Origin of the sequence: Kitasatospora sp. NPDC004799, assembly GCF_040609095.1 — a bacterium.
GTDB lineage: Bacteria > Actinomycetota > Actinomycetes > Streptomycetales > Streptomycetaceae > Kitasatospora.
This window is the reverse complement of sequence record NZ_JBEXJK010000169.1, coordinates 1-16,739: the sequence shown is the minus strand read 5'-3', so window position 1 is coordinate 16,739 and position 16,739 is coordinate 1. Positions and strand designations below refer to the sequence as shown.

Here is a 16,739-nt window from a genome sequence, read left to right as displayed (position 1 = left end):
CGCCGCCTAGCACCTCCCGCGCCGCCGCCGGCTCCTGCAGCGCCGCGACCACCCGCAGCTGGCTGCGCTCCGCCATGTCCCGCGCCAGCCGCAGCAGCGTGCCGGTCTGCTCGACGGCGAGCCCCGCCCCCAGGTCCTCGGCCAGCACGGTGAGCTGCCGGTGCGCCCAGGGCACCTCGGCGGCCACGTCGAGGTCCAGCACCCCGGCCCCGGTCAGCAGCACCGCGGCGAACGCGAGATGGCGCAGCATGCCGTCGGAGGCCTGGTCGGCCCCGGTCCGCCCGAGGACGCCCTCGTCGAACACGGCGAGGACCCGCCGCACGCCCGCGCTCTCGCGCTCGGCCAGGGTGAGCCCGAGCAGCGGGTGCGGCGCGGCGGACTGCACGGCGCGCAGCAGCTGCCCGTACCGGCGCGGGCACTCGTTGCTCAGCCGGCCGACGACGGCGGAGATGTTGGCGGCGTTGCTGCGCAGCCGGGCCTGCGGGTCGGCCCGGGCCCAGCCGCGCATCAGCGCCGGGACGGGGTGCAGCGGGAAGACCTCGCGCAGCGCGGTGAGCAGGTCCTCGGTGGCGGCGAGCACGAGGCACTCCCCAGCCGAGGAGCCCGCGACCCGCAGCGGCAGCTGCGCGGTGATCATCGTGCCGCTGGGGAACGGCGCCCGGATGTCGCCCTGGCGGGTGTCGTTGTGCCAGCAGACGTTGACCCGCCGGTTGCGGACGTCCTGCTCGCCGGTGTCCATCAGGGTCCGGCCGTCGAGGGTGAGCGACTCCCGGGCGATCCGGACCGGGCCGTCGGTGCGGACCACCACGTCGAGCCGGATCAACCCGTGCGGCGAGCGGACGGTGCAGCCCAGGTTGATCGCGTCCCGCCCGTGCGGGACGCACCCGGCCAGGCCGCCGCGGACGGGCCCGGCGAGCGGGCCGGTGCGCCCGGGCAGCCCGTCCAGCGAGTCGGCGATCTCCTCGCCGAGCGCGAGCCGGGAGAGCACGGCCAGCGCGTCGAGGGCGTTGGACTTGCCGACCCCGGCGGGCCCGTGCAGCACGGTGAGGGGCGCGAGCGGCAGCACCGCGCGCCGGTAGGACTTGAACGAGGTGAGCCGGAGCTCCTCGACGGTGGGGCGCGGCACGGGCGGCCGGTCGGGCCCCGGGGCGCCCGGCCGGAGGTGGGACGGCCCTGCGGGCCTGGTGGCGTCGCGGTTCACCCGTCGGACGTTAGCCGCAGACCGACCGGCAGAAACGTGCCTGCGCGGCAGATTCATCCCAACGTGGCGCTCAGCGCCGGTACGCGGCCACCGTCACCGAGGCCGTCACCTCGACCGGATCCGGCAGCTCGGCGAGCGCGGCACCGAGCCGCTGCGGGTCGGTGTGCCAGGCGCTCGGCCCCATCCCGACGACGGTGCGCACGTCCTGCGGGCCGAGCCGCAGGGTGAACTCGACCTCCCGCCGCCCCGCGGGCTCCAGGTACGGACCGAGCTTCTCGTCGATCCGCCGCTGCTTCTCCTCGTCCACCGACAACAGCCCCAGCGCGTCCACGAGTTCGCGCAGGTGGCGGGCGGTCGGCGAGACCAGCAGCAGGGTGCCGCCGGGGCGCAGCACCCGGCGGATCTCGGGCCCGTTGCGCGGGGCGAAGACGTTGAGCACCAGCTCGGCCGAGGCGTCCCGCAGCGGCAGCGGGCGCCAGGCGTCGCAGACCACGGCGCCGACCCGGGGGTGCGCCTTGGCGGCGCGGCGCAGCGCGAACTTGGAGATGTCGAGGGCCGCGCCGACGGTGCCGGGCAGGGCGTCCAGCACCTGCGCCAGGTAGTGGCCGGTGCCGGCGCCGAGGTCGGCGACCAGGCCGTCGGACTCGCCGACGGCGGCGGAGGCGGCCTGCGCCAGCGCCTCGGCGATCGGCCGGTAGTGCCCGGCGGCGAGGAAGTCCGCGCGGGCCGCGACCATCTCCGCGGTGTCACCGGTGCCGGTGTGGGCGTCGCCGGCGAGGAGGCTGACATAGCCCTGCTTGGCGAGGTCGAAGCTGTGCCCGGCCGGGCAGCGCAGGCTGCGGTCGTGCCGGGTGAGGGCCTGCGCGCAGTGCGGGCAGGCCAGGTAGCGCTCGATGTCCTGGAGCAAGGTTCCGTCTTCTCTCGCCGTACGCCCCGGCCGGTCGGGGCGCCAGCCAGCCTAACGACCCCGGCGGGCCCGACGCCCCGGGCGGGCACCCCGGGCAGGCGCCCGGCCACGCATCCGGCCACGCCGGCGGGCCCTACCGCGCACCCGTCCCGAGCCCCAGCCCCTGCCCCGCGAGCACCCGCCCCCGGGCCGCCCCGGCCCACTCCGCCCCGACCCGCAGCGCCAGCGCCACCAGCGCCTCCGGCGCGCCGGCCCGGCCCCGGACCCCGGGGAAGGCGTTGACGTCCACGATGACCGGCTCTGCCGGCCCGTCGAGCAGGTCGACGCCGTACACGTCGAGCCCGAACACCTCGCCGACGCGCAGCGCGAGCGCGGCCCGCGCGGCGGACGGCTCCCAGTCCTCCGCCCGCCCCGACTTCCCCGTGCCGGTGGCGAGTTCGGACTGCCGGCGGGCCGCGAACACCTGCCCGTCCACCACCCACAGCTTCTGGTCCCAGCCGGTCCCCGGGACGAACGGCTGCGTGACGACCGGCTCCTCGGGCCAGCGGTCGGCGAGTTCGCGCAAGCGGGCCGGCCCGTCCACCCGGGCGACCAGGTCGTGCCGCCTGCTGTGCCGGCTCTTGACCACGAACGGGTAGGCCGGAGCGGTGAGTTCGCCCAGCCGCCCGGCCGCTTCGGTGGCCGCGAAGGGCAGCCCGGCCGCGCGGGCGAGGCCCGCCATCCGCACTCGGTCCTGGCACAGCCCGGTGGCCGCCGCCGAGTTGACCACCGGCGCGCCCCGTCGCTCCAGCTCCGCCGCCAGCGCCAGGGCCCGCGGGGTACGGGCCTTGAGCAGGTAGACGTCCGCGAGCCCGGTCACCGGCCCCTCGGGCGGGACGGCCGCCACCTCGTGCCCCCCGCGCACCAGCAGTTCGGCCGCCGCCGCCAGCACCGGGTGCCCCGGATCCCCGGTGATCAGCCCGACCTTCACCGCAACTCCCCCTCACCGAGGCCCAGTTGCCCGTACGGGTCGCCGCCCGCGGACACCAGCGCGGCGGCGGCCCCGTCCGGCACCAGCGCGGCGGTACGCCCACCGGGCACCGACACGGCCGTCCCGCTGCGCGCGAGCCGCAGCACCGCCCGGGCGACCCGGGCCACCGCGTCCGGCACCTGCCGGAAGCTCGGGAAGTCGTTGACGTCCACCACCACCGGCCCGTCCGGCCCCAGCAGCACGTCCACCCCGTACAGGTCGAGCCCGAACACCTCGCCGACCTGCGCCACGATCCGCGCGACGCTCCCCGGCAGCGGCACCTGCCGTTCGCGCACGCCCTGCCCGGGGTGCAGCGGGGAGGAACGTTCCGTCGCGAACAGCTCCCCGTCGACGCAGTACACCTTGAGGTCGGTCCCGGAGTTGGGCACGTACGGCTGCGCGATCAGCAGCCCCTCCCCCGCCAGCTCCGGCCCGACCTCCAGCAACTGGTCAGGGCTGCGCACCAGCCGGACGGCGCGCCCCGAGCTGCCGTCGGCGGGCTTGACCACCAGCGGGTACTCGGCGGCCGGGACCTCCGCCAGCCGTTCCCAGCGCGCGGCCGCGTACGTCACTGGGACGGGCAGGCCGCGGGTGCGGCCGATGACCGCGGCGAGCGCCTTGTCCCGGACCCCGCGGATCGAGCGCACGTCGTTCACCGTGGTGAGGCCGACGGCAGCGGCCGACTCCAGCAGGGTCAGCCCGGGCCCGCCGGACACGGTCTTGAGCACCCAGGCGTCGTGGCTGCCGGCCCGGACCTCCTCGGAGATCGCCAGCAGCGAGTCCCCCGGGCGCAGCACGTCCACCCGGTGCCCCCACGCCGTCAGTTGGCGTGCCACGTCGAGCGGCATGCCGTCGTGCCGGTAGTGTTCCTCCACCAGAAAGCAGAGCCTCATGGGCCTGTCTTCCCCCTTGCCTCGCCGAGTGCAGACGTCCGCCGTCCCCCTCGGCAGAGCTGTAAAGGCCCAGCATGCACGCCGTGTCCGCACAAGATCGCTGCGGGTGGGTAAGCGTTCGGCAACAATCGGCTCCCCGGTCGGCGGCGACGGGCCCGACGCCCCGACAAACCGCTGGCGCCACGCCTCCGCCCCCTGCTTGGATGCACGCCGTGACCCCTGCTGATCATGCTCCCGACCGCCCCCTGCTCGACGAGATCGAGCGCTACTACGACGCCGCGCCGCGCAGTGCCGCCCGCGCCGAGGACTTCGGTCCGCTGACCCTGTTCGTCCGCGCGGGCGACACCGGCTGGCACTACTACGCCCGCCCGACCCTCGGCCACACCGGCCCGGCCGCCACCGCCGAGGACGTCCGCCGGGTGCTGGAGCGGCAGCGGGAGCTGGGCGCGCCGGAGGCCTTCGAGTGGGTGGCCGAGCAGAACCCGGAGCTGCGCGCGGCGGTCGAGGCGGCGGGCCTGACGGTGCACGAGCACCCGCTGCTGGTGCTGGGCCCGCAGGACGAGCCGGGCCCGGCGCCCGTGCTGCCCGAGCGGGTGGAGGTCCGGGTGCTGGCGCCGGACGCGCCGGAGCTGGCGGAGGCGGTCGCCGTCCCGCACGTCGCCTTCGGTGCTCCGGGCACCGCCGTCGGCACCGCCGGTGCGGCCGAACTGGCCGGGAGCGCGGCACTGGTGACGGCCGACGGGGGCGTGGCCCGGATCGCCCGGCGGATCGCCGACGGCTTCACCGTGCAGGCCGCCGCCCTGGACGGCGGCTCGGTGCTGTGCGCCGGCCAGTACAACCCGGTGGGCGCGGTCGGCGAGCTGGTGGGCGTGGGCACCCTGCCCGCCGCCCGGCGACGCGGCCTGGGCCTGGCGGTCACCGCCGTCCTGGTCGGGCACGCCCGGGCCAACGGGGTGCGGACGGTGTTCCTGTCCGCCTCCGACGAGGACGTCGCCCGGATCTACCGCCGGGCCGGCTTCCGGCCGTTCGCGACGGCCCTGATCGCGGAGCCCGCCGCCCCGTAGGAGCCCGCCGCCCGATAGGAGACCCCGCCCGGTGGGAGGCCCCCGCCGGGCAGGAGGCCCCCACTCCACACGACGGAGCCCACGCCGCAACCGCCCGCGAGGCCCCGGCGGGGACGGCGCCCGTCAGTCGTCGTCCTCGTCCTCCTCGTCGGCCCCGGTGACGCCCTCCCCCTCCGCCTCGTCGACCACCCAGGCCGCCAGCCGCTCGGCCACGCCCGACACCCCGAGCCGCCCCTCGCGGATGGCCCGGGAGAGGCTGCGCACCTCGCGCGCGGTGGTGGCGACGGTGCAGCCGCTGGCGACCAGGTAGGCGTAGGCGACGGCGGTCGCGAAGAGTTCGTTGGTCTTCTCCAGCGCGGGCACCCGGATCAGCTGGTGCATCAGCGCGGCGGCGCGGTCCTGCGGCTCGGGGTAGACCGCGATGTCGAATATCTCGGCCTGGTGCCGGGTGACGGCCGCGAGCAGCGAGCCGTAGTCGGTGACCTGCGGATCACCGGGCGTGTACTGTTCGGCGGTCATGAGCAGCCACGAGAGGTCGACCTCCAGCTTCAACGGCGCACGTCCTGGAGGTCGCCCGGCTCCGCGAACTCGGCGAGGAAGGCCGACTCGTACTCCTTCATGAACTGCGCGGCGGCGTCCACGAAGGCCCGTCCGGACTCGCCCATGTCCTGCTGGACCAGGCGCTCGATGTACTGGTTCATGGAGATCCCCTGCTGCTCCGCCCGTTCCCGGGCCATCTCGGCGGTCGTGGCGTCGACCCGCACGTTCAGCTGCTTCTTACCCATGACGCTCAAGCTAGCGCTCAAGTGCTAGCACAACAAGGGCGCGTGCACACCGCCCGCACACCTGCCGCACGCCCCCGCGCAACCTCGCCGTCACCCACGGTCGGATCCGGGTCTCCGCCCGCCGGCCGCCGTCCCGCCACCAGGACGAGCGGGACTTGAAGAGTGCCCCACCGTCCGCGACCCTGAGAACCCCCTGCGTTCCCCCGAGCGGGCGCCGACCGGTGCGGAGGCCGACCGAATGACAGCCATGTTCGACCAGGAGCTGCGCGAGCAGCTCGCCCAGGCCCGCCGGGACCTCGCGGCGGCCCGGGCCGAAGGGGACGCCGACGGCGTCCAGGCGTACGAGGGCCGGATCGCCACGCTCCTGCGGCTCGCCGCCCAGCACGGCATCGACCTCCCGCACAGCGCCGACGAGGAGGAGCACAACGAGTAGCCCCCGGACGCGCGGGAGGCGGTCACCCCGAACGGGTGACCGCCTCCTCCGCTCGCCTGTCGGCGCCCGGGATCACTCCCCGGCCGGCTCCAGGACCGCCACGCACTCGAAGTGGTGCGTCATCGGGAACAGGTCGAAGGCCCGCAGCGACACCGGCCGGTAGCCGCCCTCGCGGAAGAACTTCAGGTCCCGGGCGAGCGCCGCCGGGTCGCAGGCCACGTACGCGATCCGGCGCGCCTCCAGGCCGACCAGGTGGGCGACGGTCTCGCGGCCGGCGCCCGAGCGCGGCGGGTCCAGCACGATCAGGTCGGTGGCGGTGATGCCGGTGCGCGGCAGCAGCGTCTCGACCCGGTCGCACTCGATCCGCACGTTGTCCAGCGCGGCCAGGTTGTGCCGGGCGTCGACCACGGCCTGCTTGGCGGACTCGATGCCGAGCACCGCGCCGTCCTCGCCGACCCGGTCGGCCAGCGCGCCCGCGAACAGGCCGACGCCGCAGTACAGGTCGAGCGCGTTCTCGCCCCACTGCGGGTCCAGCCCGTCCAGCACGGCGTCGACCAGGGTGTCCGGCGCCTCCGGGTGGATCTGCCAGAAGCCGCCGTTGCTGACCCGCCAGGTCCGCCCGGCGGCCCGCTCGCGAACGAAGCCGCGCCCGTGCACCTTGTGCACGTCGCCCTGGTCGTCCACCCGGGCGATCGACACCGGCTTGTCCAGCTCGACCAGCGGCAGCTGGGCGCCGTCGCGCGGGGTGAGCACCACCTGGCGGTCCGAGGAGCCGGTCGCGGCGATCGCCTCGACGCTCGCCACACCCGGCCAGTCCCGGGCCTCGATGCCCAGCTCGGTGACGCCCTCGGCGGCGATCAGGCAGCGGTCCACCGGCTGCACCTCGTGCGAGCGGTGCTTGCGCAGGCCGACCTTGCCGGTCTCCGCGTCCACCGCGTACTGCACCCGGGTGCGCCAGGCCGGCACCTGCCCGGCCGGGAGCTTGCCGCCGACCGGCTCGACGCTGCCGTCCCAGCCCGCCTCGGCCGGGGTGAGCCCGGCCAGCTTGGCCAGCTGCTCGGTCAGCACCGCCGCCTTGAGCTTGCGCTGCCCGCCCGGGGTGACGTGCTGCCAGTCGCAGCCGCCGCACTTGCCCGGACCGGCGAACGGGCAGGGCGCCTCGATCCGGTCCTTGGCCGGCTCCAGCACCTCCACCGCGTCGGCCCGCAGGAACCGCGAGGTGGTGGTCCCGTCGGTCACCAGCGCGACGACCTTCTCGCCGGGCAGCGCGTGCCGCACGAACAGCACCCGCCCCTCGTGCCGGGCCACGCAGTGCCCGCCGCCGTGCGCGACCGGGCCGACCTCGACCTCGTAGCGCTGCCCGGCCAGCGGCTCCCCGGAGGGCGCCTCGGGCCGCGACGGCCGCGCGGCGGCGGTGCGCAGCGCCTTGGGCGGCCGCACCGCCTGCTTGCGCGGCGCCTTCCGGCCGGCGCTGGCGGCGCCCTTCGGCGCGCCCTGACCGGCGTCCTTGCCCGCCGCCCTGCCGGAACCCGCGCCCCTGCCGGAACCAGCCGCCTTGCCGGCGCCCCGGCCCGAGCCCTTCCCGGCGTCCGGGCCGGCGGACTCCCGGTCCGCCCGCTCGCCCGGGACGATCGGCGCGGTACGCGCGGTGAGGCCGTCGCGGTCGGTGGCCTCCGGACGGGCCGGACGGCCCCAGCGCGGCCGGGAGACCTGCCCGGGCTGGGAGCCGCCCCGGCGGGCGCCCTTGCCGGAGGAACCCGAGGAACGGGGCGGAGTGTTGCGCGTCACTGGGAGGAGTCCTTGCTGCGGTCGGAGGTGTCACCGGCGTTCGTACCGGTGGAGGAATCCTTCGACTTTACGGCCTTCGGCGCGCGCGGCTCGCCACGCCGGACGGCACCCGGCGCCGACCAGGCCTTCTGCGGCTTGCGCCGCTCCGAGGACTCCAACTGCCACGGTACCGAGGTGACCATCACCCCGGGCTTGAACAGCAGCCGCCCCTTGAGCCGCAGCGCGCTCTGGTTGTGCAGCAGGTGCTCGTACCAGTGGCCGACGACGTACTCCGGGATGTAGACCGAGACCACGTCCCGCGGGCTGCTGCGCCGCAGGTTCTTCACGTACTCCAGGACCGGCCCGGTGACCTCGCGGTACGGCGAGTCCAGCACCTTGAGCGGCACCTCGATGCCGCGCTCGTCCCACTCCCGCCGCAGCGCCGCCGTGTCCGCCGGGTCGACGTTGACCGTCACGGCCTCCAGCGTGTGGGCCCGGGCCAGCCGGGCGTACGCCAGGGCGCGCAGCGCCGGCTTGTGCAGCTTGGAGACCAGCACGATGGCGTGCACCCGGGTGGGCAGCACCACGTCGTCCGGCTCCTCGGCGGCGGTGAGCTCGTCGGAGACCCGGTCGTAGTGGCGCCGGATGCCCTTCATCATCACGAACAGCACGGCCATCGCGGCGATCGCGATCCAGGCGTGGCCGATCTTGGTGACCAGGACGACGATCAGCACGGCCATGGTCATCACCAGGCCGAAGGCGTTGATCGCCCGGCTGCGCTGCATGCGGCGGCGCTCGGCCGGGTCGGTCTCGGTGCGCAGCAGCCGGGTCCAGTGCCGGATCATGCCGGACTGGCTCATGTTGAAGGCGACGAAGACGCCGACGATGTAGAGCTGGATCAGCCGGTTCGGGTCCGCGTCGAACGCGATGATCAGCAGGACCGCCGCGATCGCCAGCAGGATGATGCCGTTGGAGAAGGCCAGCCGGTCGCCGCGGGTGTGCAGCTGGCGCGGCAGGTAGCGGTCCTGGGCGAGGATCGAGCCGAGCACCGGGAAGCCGTTGAAGGCGGTGTTGGCGGCGAGCACCAGGATCAGCCCGGTGACGGCCGCGACGAAGTAGAAGCCGGGCGTGAAGTTGTTGAACACGGCCTCGCTGATCTGCGCCAGCGCGGTCTTCTGGTGGTAGTCCGGCGAGGCGCCGACGAGCTGCTCGGCCGGGTTCTCGGCCATCTGGACCCCGGTCAGCCGGGCCAGCCAGATGATGCCCATGAACATCACGACGGCGATGCTCGCCATCATCAGCAGCGTGGTGGCGGCGTTCTTGCTCTTCGGCTTGCGGAAGGCCGGCACGCCGTTGGAGATCGCCTCCACACCGGTGAGCGCGGCACAGCCCGAGGAGAAGGACTTCAGCAGCAGGAACACCATCGCGAAGCCGGCCAGCGAGTCGTTGCCGGGGGTGGCGGCGAGGTGGAAGCCGGAGCTCTCGGCGGGCATGTCCTGGCCGAGCGCGAAGTGTCGGAACACGCCGTAGCCGACCATCCCGATGACGCCGACCATGAAGGCGTAGGTGGGAATGGCGAAGGCACTCCCGGACTCGCGCACCCCGCGCAGGTTCATGCCCATCAGCAGCACGACCACGACCACGGACACGACCGTTTCGTGGCCGCGCAGCGCGGGCACGGCGGAGACGACGTTGGCGACGCCCGAGGTGGTCGACACGGCCACGGTGAGCACGTAGTCGACCATCAGCGCGCTGGCGACCACCAGGCCGGCGGCCGGACCGTGGTTGACGGTCGCGACCTCGTAGTCACCGCCACCGCTGGGGTAGGCGTGCACGTTCTGCCGGTACGAGGCGACCACGGCGAGCATCACGATCGCCACGACGACGCCGATCTGCCAGGAGAAGTGGATCGCCGAGGCGCCCGCGATCGAGAGGGTGAGCAGGATTTCCTCGGGGGCGTACGCGACCGAGGAGAGCGCGTCCGAGGCGAACACGGGCAGCGCGATCCGCTTGGGCAGAAGCGTCTCGCCCAGCTTGTCGCTGCGTAGGGCGCGCCCGATCAGGATGCGTTTCGGAAGGTCAGTCGGCATAGGCACGTTAAGGAATCGTAGGGGCTTCCCGGTCGGGGCTCCGCCGTTTGTCCCCCCCTTCGTCGCGACTGCGTTCGGTGGACCGGCTAGCGTGTCGGATACGAGTCGGCGGGCAACACTCTGGTTGTCGAGCGTTGCCGGGTCGGCGCCCCCACGAGGAACCTCGTCCCGGACGACCGGGCGGGAAACGGAGCTGAACGGTGTTTGCGCAGGTCAAGGCCCCTTCGGGACGGGTGAGGTAAGCGCCGGTGCACATCGTGATCATGGGCTGCGGCCGCGTGGGCTCCGCCCTCGCCAGAGCACTCGAGAAACAGGGCCATTCGGTGGCCGTGGTCGACCAGGACCCGACCTCGTTCCGTCGGCTGGGCGCCGGGTTCAACGGGCGCCGGGTCACCGGTGTCGGCTTCGACCAGGACACCCTGCGCGAGGCGGGCATCGAGGAGGCAGGCGCCTTCGCCGCGGTCTCCAGCGGAGACAACTCCAACATCATCGCCGCGCGCGTCGCCCGGGAGAACTTCGGCGTCGAGAACGTCGCCGCCCGGATCTACGACCCCCGCCGCGCCGAGGTCTACCAGCGCCTGGGCATCCCCACCGTGGCGACGGTCCGCTGGACCGCCGACCAGATGCTGCGCCGGCTGCTGCCGAGCGGCGCCGAGCCGCTGTGGCAGGACCCGAGCGGTGCCGTGCAGCTCGCCGAGGTCGCGTACGACCCGCGCTGGATCGGCCACCGGATCAGCCTGCTGGAGGAGGCCTCCGGCGCCCGGGTGGCGTTCGTCACCCGGCTCGGCGAGGGCGTGCTCCCCTCGCCGCAGATGGTGGTGCAGGAGGGCGACCTGGTGCACGTGATGCTGCGCCGGGCCGACCTGACGGCCGTCGAGGCCGCGTTCGCGCAGGGGCCGAAGGAGGAGGGTCACTGATGCGGGTCGCCATTGCCGGGGCCGGTGCCGTGGGCCGCTCGATCGCGGGCGAGCTGCTGGAGAACGGCCACGAGGTCCTGCTGATAGACAAGAACCCCAATTCCATCTCGGTGGAGCGGGTCCCGATGGCGGAGTGGCTGCTGGCCGACGCCTGCGAGATCACCTCGCTGGACGAGGCCGCGCTCCAGCGCTGCCACGTGGTGATCGCCGCGACCGGTGACGACAAGGTCAACCTGGTCGTCTCGCTGCTCGCCAAGACCGAGTACGCGGTGCCGCGGGTGGTCGCCCGGGTGAACAACCCCAAGAACGAGTGGCTCTTCAACGAGTCCTGGGGCGTGGACGTGGCCGTCTCCACCCCGCGCCTGATGTCCGCACTGGTCGAGGAGGCGGTCAGCGTCGGCGACCTGGTCCGCCTGATGCGCTTCAGCCAGGGCAACGCCAACCTGGTCGAGCTGACCCTGGCCTCCGACACCGAGCTGGTCGGCACCCGGGTCGGCGACGTGGCCTGGCCGCAGGACACCGCGCTGGTGACCATCATCCGCGAGGGCCGGGTGCTGGTGCCGGGCAAGGACGACACCCTGGAGGGCGGCGACGAGCTGCTCTTCGTCGCCGCGCAGGAGCGCGAGGAGGAGCTGGAGCTGCTGCTCTCGGGCGCCTCGGGCGCCCAGTAGCCCCCGGCACGACCGCACGGAAGGGCCCGCACCCCGATGGGGAGTGCGGGCCCTTCCGCCGTGCTCGGCCGGGAGGCGGCTACCTCGCCGGCTCCTCCTCGTCCAGCTGCGCCTTGATCGGCGGCGGCGCCTTCAGCAGGATCTGCCAGGTCACGTACATCGCCAGCAGCAGCGGCGGGATGCCGAGGGCGACCTTCAGCCAGCCCAGCAGGTTGACGTTGTGGGTGAAGTACAGCGGGAAGAGGATCAGCGGCTTGGCGCCCATGATCACCACCCAGGCCCAGGTCGCCTTGGTGTAGGCGGCCAGGCGGCCCGGGTTCTCCTTGCGCCAGGTGAACATCTCGCCGGTGATCGGGCCGAGCATCACCCCGATCATCGGCCAGCGCACCAGGGCGGAGGTCGCCAGGGCGACGCAGTAGCCGACGTTCCAGAGCAGGCCGGGCAGGTAGAAGTCCTCGGCCTTGCCGCTCTTCATCGAGATCCAGGCGCCGAGCGCGACGCCGAACACCCCGCTGAAGGCGTGCTGGATGGTCTCCCGCCGCGCCAGCCTGGCCACCACGAACAGGGCGCTCAGGCCCAGCGCGGCCCAGGCCGCGGTGCTGACCTGGTGGGTCAGGTTGTACGTGACGATGAAGACCAGGCCGGGGAGCGTCATGTCGATCATGCCGCGCACGCCGCCGAAGGCCTGGAGCACGGTGTCGGCGGCCTCCTTGGAGGCGGCCTTGCGGGCGGCCTCCGCGTCCGCGTCCACGTGGCCGACGGCAGGGTCGAGCTGGGCGGCGGTCTCGCCGCCGGGCTGGTTGCTCACGCTGATTCGCTCCCGTGTCCGACCGGACGCAGCTCGTATCGGGGGTTGAACAGCACGCGGTGCCCGCGTGCGTGACTGATCCGACCGCTGGCGACCAGCCGGCGGCCGGGCTCTATCCCGGCGATCGAGCGGCGCCCGAGCCAGACCACGTCCAGCGCCTCGGTGCCGTCGAAGAGTTCGGCCTCCAGGGCGGGCACCCCCGCCCGGGGGCGCAGCGTCACCGTGCGCAGCGTGCCCGCGACGGTGACCAGCTCGCGGTCCCCGCAGCCGGCGATCGGCGTGCAGCCGGACTCCGCGGCGCTCTCCTGACGCAGCTCCTCGGCGGCCAGCTCCTCGGCCGAGGAGGTCAGCCGGCTGAGCATGCGGCGGAACCGCCCCTGCGGCTGGCCGCTGCTGTTGTCACCACTCATGTCGGAAGGGTACCGGTTTCCGGCCCCCTGGCGGCAGGTCGTACGGCCGCCGGGGGCACTCGCGGTCAGCTCTCGAACCGGTATCCCATGCCCGGCTCGGTGATGAAGTGGCGCGGGTGCGAGGGGTCGCGCTCCAGCTTGCGGCGCAGCTGGGCGAGGTAGACCCGCAGGTAGTTGGTCTCGGTGCGGTAGGCCGGGCCCCACACCTCCTGGAGCAGCTGGGTCTGGCTGACCAGTCGGCCCGCGTTGCGGACCAGGACCTCCAGCAGGTGCCACTCGGTCGGGGTGAGCCGGACGTCGGCGCCGTCCCGGTTGACCTTCTTGGCCGCGAGGTCGACGGTGAAGGACTCGGTGACGACCAGCGAGTCGGCCTCCCCGGCCACCGGCTCGGCCCGCCGCACGGCCGCGCGCATCCGGGCGAGCAGCTCGTCCATGCCGAACGGCTTGGTGACGTAGTCGTCGGCGCCGGCGTCCAGCGCCTCGACCTTCTCGTCCGAGGCGTGCCGGGCCGACAGCACGATGATCGGCACCCGGGTCCAGCCGCGCAGGCCGCGGATCACCTCGACCCCGTCCATGTCGGGCAGTCCCAGGTCGAGGACGACCACGTCCGGATGGCGGGCCGCGGCCAGCTCCAGGGCGCTCGCGCCGTCATGGGCCGCGTCCACCTCGTACTTGCGGGCCTTGAGGTTGATCACCAGCGCGCGGACGATCTGCGGTTCGTCGTCCACGACGAGGACCCGGGTCATGTTCGGGCTCCGCCTTTCAGGGCTGTCTGACTTACGGACTGGGGGACTGACTTCGATGGCTCTCGTTGCGGCGTGCGTCACCGCGAGGGGCGGCGGGCGCCGCCGGTGCCCGGGTGATCGGGTACTCGGTCGATCACGTGCTCAGGTGATCAGCTCCGCGAGCGGACCGCCGCCCTCGCCGCCCGGGTCCCCGGGCTCGGGCGGCCGTTCGACCACGGGCAGGCTGACGACCATGGTGAGGCCGCCGCCGGGGGTGTCCTCGGCGGTGACGGTACCGTCCATCGCCTCGACGAAGCCGCGCGCCACCGCGAGTCCGAGGCCCACCCCGGCGCCGCGCGGCGCGTCGCCGTAACGCTGGAACGGCGCGAAGATCTTCTCCTTGGCGTCCTCGGGCACGCCCGGGCCGCGGTCCACGACCCGCAGCTCGACCCGGGCCGCGGCCCCCGGCCGCCGCAGCTCGTCCGCCTTGACCAGCACCTTGACGCCGTCCGGGCTGTACTTGACGGCGTTCTCCACCAGGTTGGCCAGCGAGCGCTCCAGCAGCCCGCCGTCGGCCCGGACCATCGGCAGCGTCTCCGGCACCTCCAGCCGGACGGACTCCGGCGGCACCCCGCCGAGCGCGTACGGCACCACCTCGTCCAGGTCGGTCTCCTGGATGAGCGGGGTGACCGTCCCGGTCTGCAGGCGGCTCATGTCGAGCAGGTTGTTGATCAGGTGGTCCAGCCGGTCGGCGCCGGCCTCGATGCCGGCCAGCAGCTCGGCCTCGTCCTCCGGGTCCCAGTCGACGTCGGCCGCCCGCAGCGAGGTCACCGAGGCCTTGATGCCCGCCAGCGGGGTGCGCAGGTCGTGTGAGACGGCGGCCAGCAGAGCCGTCCGGATCCGGTTGCCCTCGGCCTCCCGGCGGGCCTCGGCGGCCTCCCGGGCCAGCCGGCGGCGCTCCAGCACCACGGCGGCCTGAGCGGCGAAGGCACCGAGCAGGCGGCGGTCCGCGCCGGGCAGGACCCGGCCGCGCAGCACCAGCGCCAGGCTGTCGCCGACCGGGACGTCCACGTCGGCCTCCTCCGGCCGCTCCGGCGGGCGCGGCCCGGCGGCGGCCACCGGCACCCACGCGGCGAGCGGGTCGGGCCGCTCCAGCAGCGCGGCGCTCTCCTGCCCGAAGGTCTCCCGGACCTGCTCCATCAGCGCGGTCAGCACCCCGTCGCCGTTGGGCGCGCCGCGCAGCACCGTACCGGCCAGCGCGCTGAGCGTCTGCGCCTCGGTCTGGCTGCGGGCGGCCTGCTGGGTGCGCCGGGCCGCGAGGTCCACCACCGACGCCACCGATATGCCGACGATGGTGAAGATCGCCACCGCCATGATGTTCTGCGGCTCGTTGATGGTGAAGGTGTGCAGCGGCGGGGTGAAGTAGTAGTTCAGCACCGAGGAGCCGACCAGCGCCGAGCCGATCGCCGGCAGCAGCCCGCCGACCAGCGCCGCGCACACCGTCAGCGACAGGAACAGCAGCATGTCGGTGGAGAGCCCCAGCCCGCCGATCATGGCCAGCACGACCGCCATCACCGGCGGGCCGACCAGCCCGATCAGCCAGCCGGCCACCGTCCGGGTACGGCCCAGGTCGGTGATCCGGCGGACCGGTATCTTGCCGCGCCTTCCGTGCCCGGCGTGCTCGTGGGTGACCATGTGGACGTCGATGTCCCCGGCCTCCCGGGTCACCGTGGTGCCGACGCCCGGCCCGTACAGGTACTGCCAGGCGGGCCGCCGGCTGGTGCCCAGCACGATCTGGGTGGCGTTCACGCCCCGGGCGAAGTCCAGCAGCCCGGCGGCCGGGTCGTCGCCCAGCACGGCGTGGAAGGAGCCGCCGAGGCTCTCCACCAGCGCGCGCTGCTCGATCAGCGTCTGCGGGGAGCCGGAGCCCACCAGCCCGTCCGACCGGGAGATGTGCACGGCCAGCAGCTCGCCGCCGGAGACCCTGGCGGCGATCCGGGCCGCCCGGCGGATCAGCGTCGCCCCCTCGGGACCGCCGGTGAGGCCCACCACGATCCGCTCCCGGGCCTGCCAGGTGCCCTCGATCCCCTGCTCGGCCCGGTACTTCTGGAGGTACTCGTCCACCCGGTCCGCGGTCCACAGCAGCGCCAGCTCGCGCAGCGCGGTCAGGTTGCCCGGGCGGAAGTAGTTGGCGAGGGCGGCGTCGATCTTCTCGGGGGCGTACACGTTGCCGTGCGCCAGCCGGCGCCGCAGCGCCTGCGGGGACATGTCCACCAGCTCGATCTGGTCCGCCCGGCGGACCACCTCGTCCGGGACGGTCTCGCGCTGGCGCACGCCGGTGATGCCCTCGACGGCGTCGCCGAGCGACTCCAGGTGCTGCACGTTGACGGTGGAGATCACGTCGATCCCGGCCGCCAGCAGCTCCTCGACGTCCTGCCAGCGCTTCTCGTTGCGGCAGCCGGGGACGTTGGTGTGGGCCAGCTCGTCCACCAGCGCCACCTGCGGCCGGCGGGCGAGGACGGCGTCCAGGTCCATCTCGGAGAACCGGGCGCCGCGGTGCACCACCTGCTGCCGCAGCACGACCTCCAGCCCGGCGATCATGTCGGACGTCCGCCGGCGGCCGTGGTCCTCCACGAACGCCACCACGACGTCCGTGCCACGCTCCTGCCGCCGGTGTGCCTCGGCGAGCATGGCGTACGTCTTGCCGACCCCGGGGGCTGCCCCGAGGTAGATCCGCAGCCTGCCTCGTCCCATGAGCACCATTCTTGATCCGGCCCGGCCCGGGGGACACCCCGGACACCTGTTCCCCTCGCCTTCGAGACTACGGCGTGCGACGCGATTTTCCGCTGATCAGTGCGCTGATCAGGAGGTTTTAGCGGCATATTGACGGCGGACCAGCCACTCGGCGGGGGCCGTTCGGGAGGGGTCGGAGGCCGGTGGGACCGCTGGGAACGCCCCGGAAACGCGAAGAACCCCCAGCCCGGTTTCCCCGGCTGGGGGTTCTTCTGAAGAATTGTTCGGCGGCGTCCTACTCTCCCACAGGGTCCCCCCTGCAGTAC

At 74.0% G+C, this 16,739-nt stretch carries 16 protein-coding genes; 4 read left to right on the top strand and 12 right to left on the bottom strand.

What is annotated here, in order from left to right; genetic code table 11:
- The 4 genes from ABZW03_RS21550 to ABZW03_RS21535 all read right to left on the bottom strand — a co-directional run.
- On the bottom strand, positions 1 to 1,201 hold a 1,201-nt coding region (locus tag ABZW03_RS21550; RefSeq protein WP_355260499.1), incomplete at its 3' end, for an ATP-binding protein.
- Between the two features lie 70 nt (positions 1,202 to 1,271).
- Positions 1,272 to 2,108, bottom strand: a complete 837-nt coding sequence (locus ABZW03_RS21545) for a putative RNA methyltransferase (RefSeq protein ID WP_355260496.1) — start codon at positions 2,106 to 2,108, stop codon at positions 1,272 to 1,274.
- A 133-nt stretch (positions 2,109 to 2,241) separates the two neighbouring features.
- Positions 2,242 to 3,078 (bottom strand): alpha-L-glutamate ligase, encoded by an 837-nt coding sequence (locus ABZW03_RS21540; protein WP_355260493.1) that lies wholly within the window; start codon positions 3,076 to 3,078, stop codon positions 2,242 to 2,244.
- Positions 3,075 to 4,010 (bottom strand): ATP-grasp domain-containing protein, encoded by a 936-nt coding sequence (locus ABZW03_RS21535; protein WP_355260490.1) that lies wholly within the window; start codon positions 4,008 to 4,010, stop codon positions 3,075 to 3,077. Before ABZW03_RS21535 ends, ABZW03_RS21540 begins: the two co-directional genes overlap by 4 nt.
- Before the next feature lie 203 nt (positions 4,011 to 4,213).
- On the opposite strand from ABZW03_RS21535, the gene ABZW03_RS21530 reads away from it, so the two are divergent.
- Complete coding sequence (locus tag ABZW03_RS21530; protein WP_355260487.1) at positions 4,214 to 5,074, top strand: GNAT family N-acetyltransferase; 861 nt, start codon at positions 4,214 to 4,216, stop codon at positions 5,072 to 5,074.
- Between the two features lie 123 nt (positions 5,075 to 5,197).
- Here ABZW03_RS21530 and ABZW03_RS21525 read toward each other — a convergent pair whose 3' ends face one another.
- Both ABZW03_RS21525 and ABZW03_RS21520 read right to left on the bottom strand, forming a co-directional pair.
- Positions 5,198 to 5,626, bottom strand: coding sequence for a fic family toxin-antitoxin system, toxin component (locus tag ABZW03_RS21525; RefSeq protein WP_224284003.1), 429 nt, complete (start codon positions 5,624 to 5,626; stop codon positions 5,198 to 5,200).
- Complete coding sequence (locus tag ABZW03_RS21520) at positions 5,623 to 5,859, bottom strand: toxin-antitoxin system HicB family antitoxin (RefSeq protein ID WP_355260484.1); 237 nt, start codon at positions 5,857 to 5,859, stop codon at positions 5,623 to 5,625. The genes ABZW03_RS21525 and ABZW03_RS21520 overlap by 4 nt, the downstream gene beginning before the upstream one ends.
- A gap of 238 nt (positions 5,860 to 6,097) precedes the next feature.
- Here ABZW03_RS21520 and ABZW03_RS21515 point away from each other — a divergent pair, with 238 nt between their 5' ends.
- A complete protein-coding gene (locus tag ABZW03_RS21515; RefSeq protein ID WP_355260481.1) occupies positions 6,098 to 6,292 on the top strand; it encodes a hypothetical protein in 195 nt (64 codons plus the stop codon).
- 72 nt (positions 6,293 to 6,364) lie between these two features.
- Here ABZW03_RS21515 and ABZW03_RS21510 read toward each other — a convergent pair whose 3' ends face one another.
- The gene (locus ABZW03_RS21510; protein ID WP_355260502.1) at positions 6,365 to 7,714 is read right to left on the bottom strand and encodes a class I SAM-dependent RNA methyltransferase; all 1,350 of its coding nucleotides are present in this window, start codon (positions 7,712 to 7,714) and stop codon (positions 6,365 to 6,367) included.
- Between the two features lie 362 nt (positions 7,715 to 8,076).
- Positions 8,077 to 10,155 carry an APC family permease gene (locus tag ABZW03_RS21505; RefSeq protein ID WP_355260479.1) on the bottom strand — a complete coding sequence of 693 codons (2,079 nt, stop codon included), beginning with the start codon at positions 10,153 to 10,155 and terminating at the stop codon, positions 8,077 to 8,079.
- Between the two features lie 242 nt (positions 10,156 to 10,397).
- Here ABZW03_RS21505 and ABZW03_RS21500 point away from each other — a divergent pair, with 242 nt between their 5' ends.
- Together ABZW03_RS21500 and ABZW03_RS21495 are read left to right on the top strand one after the other, a co-directional pair.
- A complete protein-coding gene (locus ABZW03_RS21500) occupies positions 10,398 to 11,066 on the top strand; it encodes a TrkA family potassium uptake protein (RefSeq protein WP_355260476.1) in 669 nt (222 codons plus the stop codon).
- On the top strand, positions 11,066 to 11,737 hold the full coding sequence (locus tag ABZW03_RS21495) for a TrkA family potassium uptake protein (RefSeq protein WP_355260473.1): 672 nt from the start codon (positions 11,066 to 11,068) through the stop codon (positions 11,735 to 11,737). The genes ABZW03_RS21500 and ABZW03_RS21495 overlap by 1 nt, the downstream gene beginning before the upstream one ends.
- 79 nt (positions 11,738 to 11,816) lie before the next feature.
- Here ABZW03_RS21495 and ABZW03_RS21490 read toward each other — a convergent pair whose 3' ends face one another.
- The 4 genes from ABZW03_RS21490 to ABZW03_RS21475 all read right to left on the bottom strand — a co-directional run bounded on the left by ABZW03_RS21490 (position 11,817) and on the right by ABZW03_RS21475 (position 16,434).
- A complete protein-coding gene (locus ABZW03_RS21490; protein WP_355260470.1) occupies positions 11,817 to 12,545 on the bottom strand; it encodes a DUF3159 domain-containing protein in 729 nt (242 codons plus the stop codon).
- Positions 12,542 to 12,955, bottom strand: a complete 414-nt coding sequence (locus ABZW03_RS21485; protein WP_355260467.1) for an OB-fold nucleic acid binding domain-containing protein — start codon at positions 12,953 to 12,955, stop codon at positions 12,542 to 12,544. The genes ABZW03_RS21490 and ABZW03_RS21485 overlap by 4 nt, the downstream gene beginning before the upstream one ends.
- 65 nt (positions 12,956 to 13,020) lie before the next feature.
- Positions 13,021 to 13,701 carry a response regulator gene (locus ABZW03_RS21480; protein ID WP_049657530.1) on the bottom strand — a complete coding sequence of 227 codons (681 nt, stop codon included), beginning with the start codon at positions 13,699 to 13,701 and terminating at the stop codon, positions 13,021 to 13,023.
- Positions 13,702 to 13,842: 141 nt separating this feature from the next.
- A complete protein-coding gene (locus ABZW03_RS21475; protein ID WP_355260463.1) occupies positions 13,843 to 16,434 on the bottom strand; it encodes a sensor histidine kinase KdpD in 2,592 nt (863 codons plus the stop codon).
- Between the last annotated feature and the right edge of the window lie 305 nt (positions 16,435 to 16,739).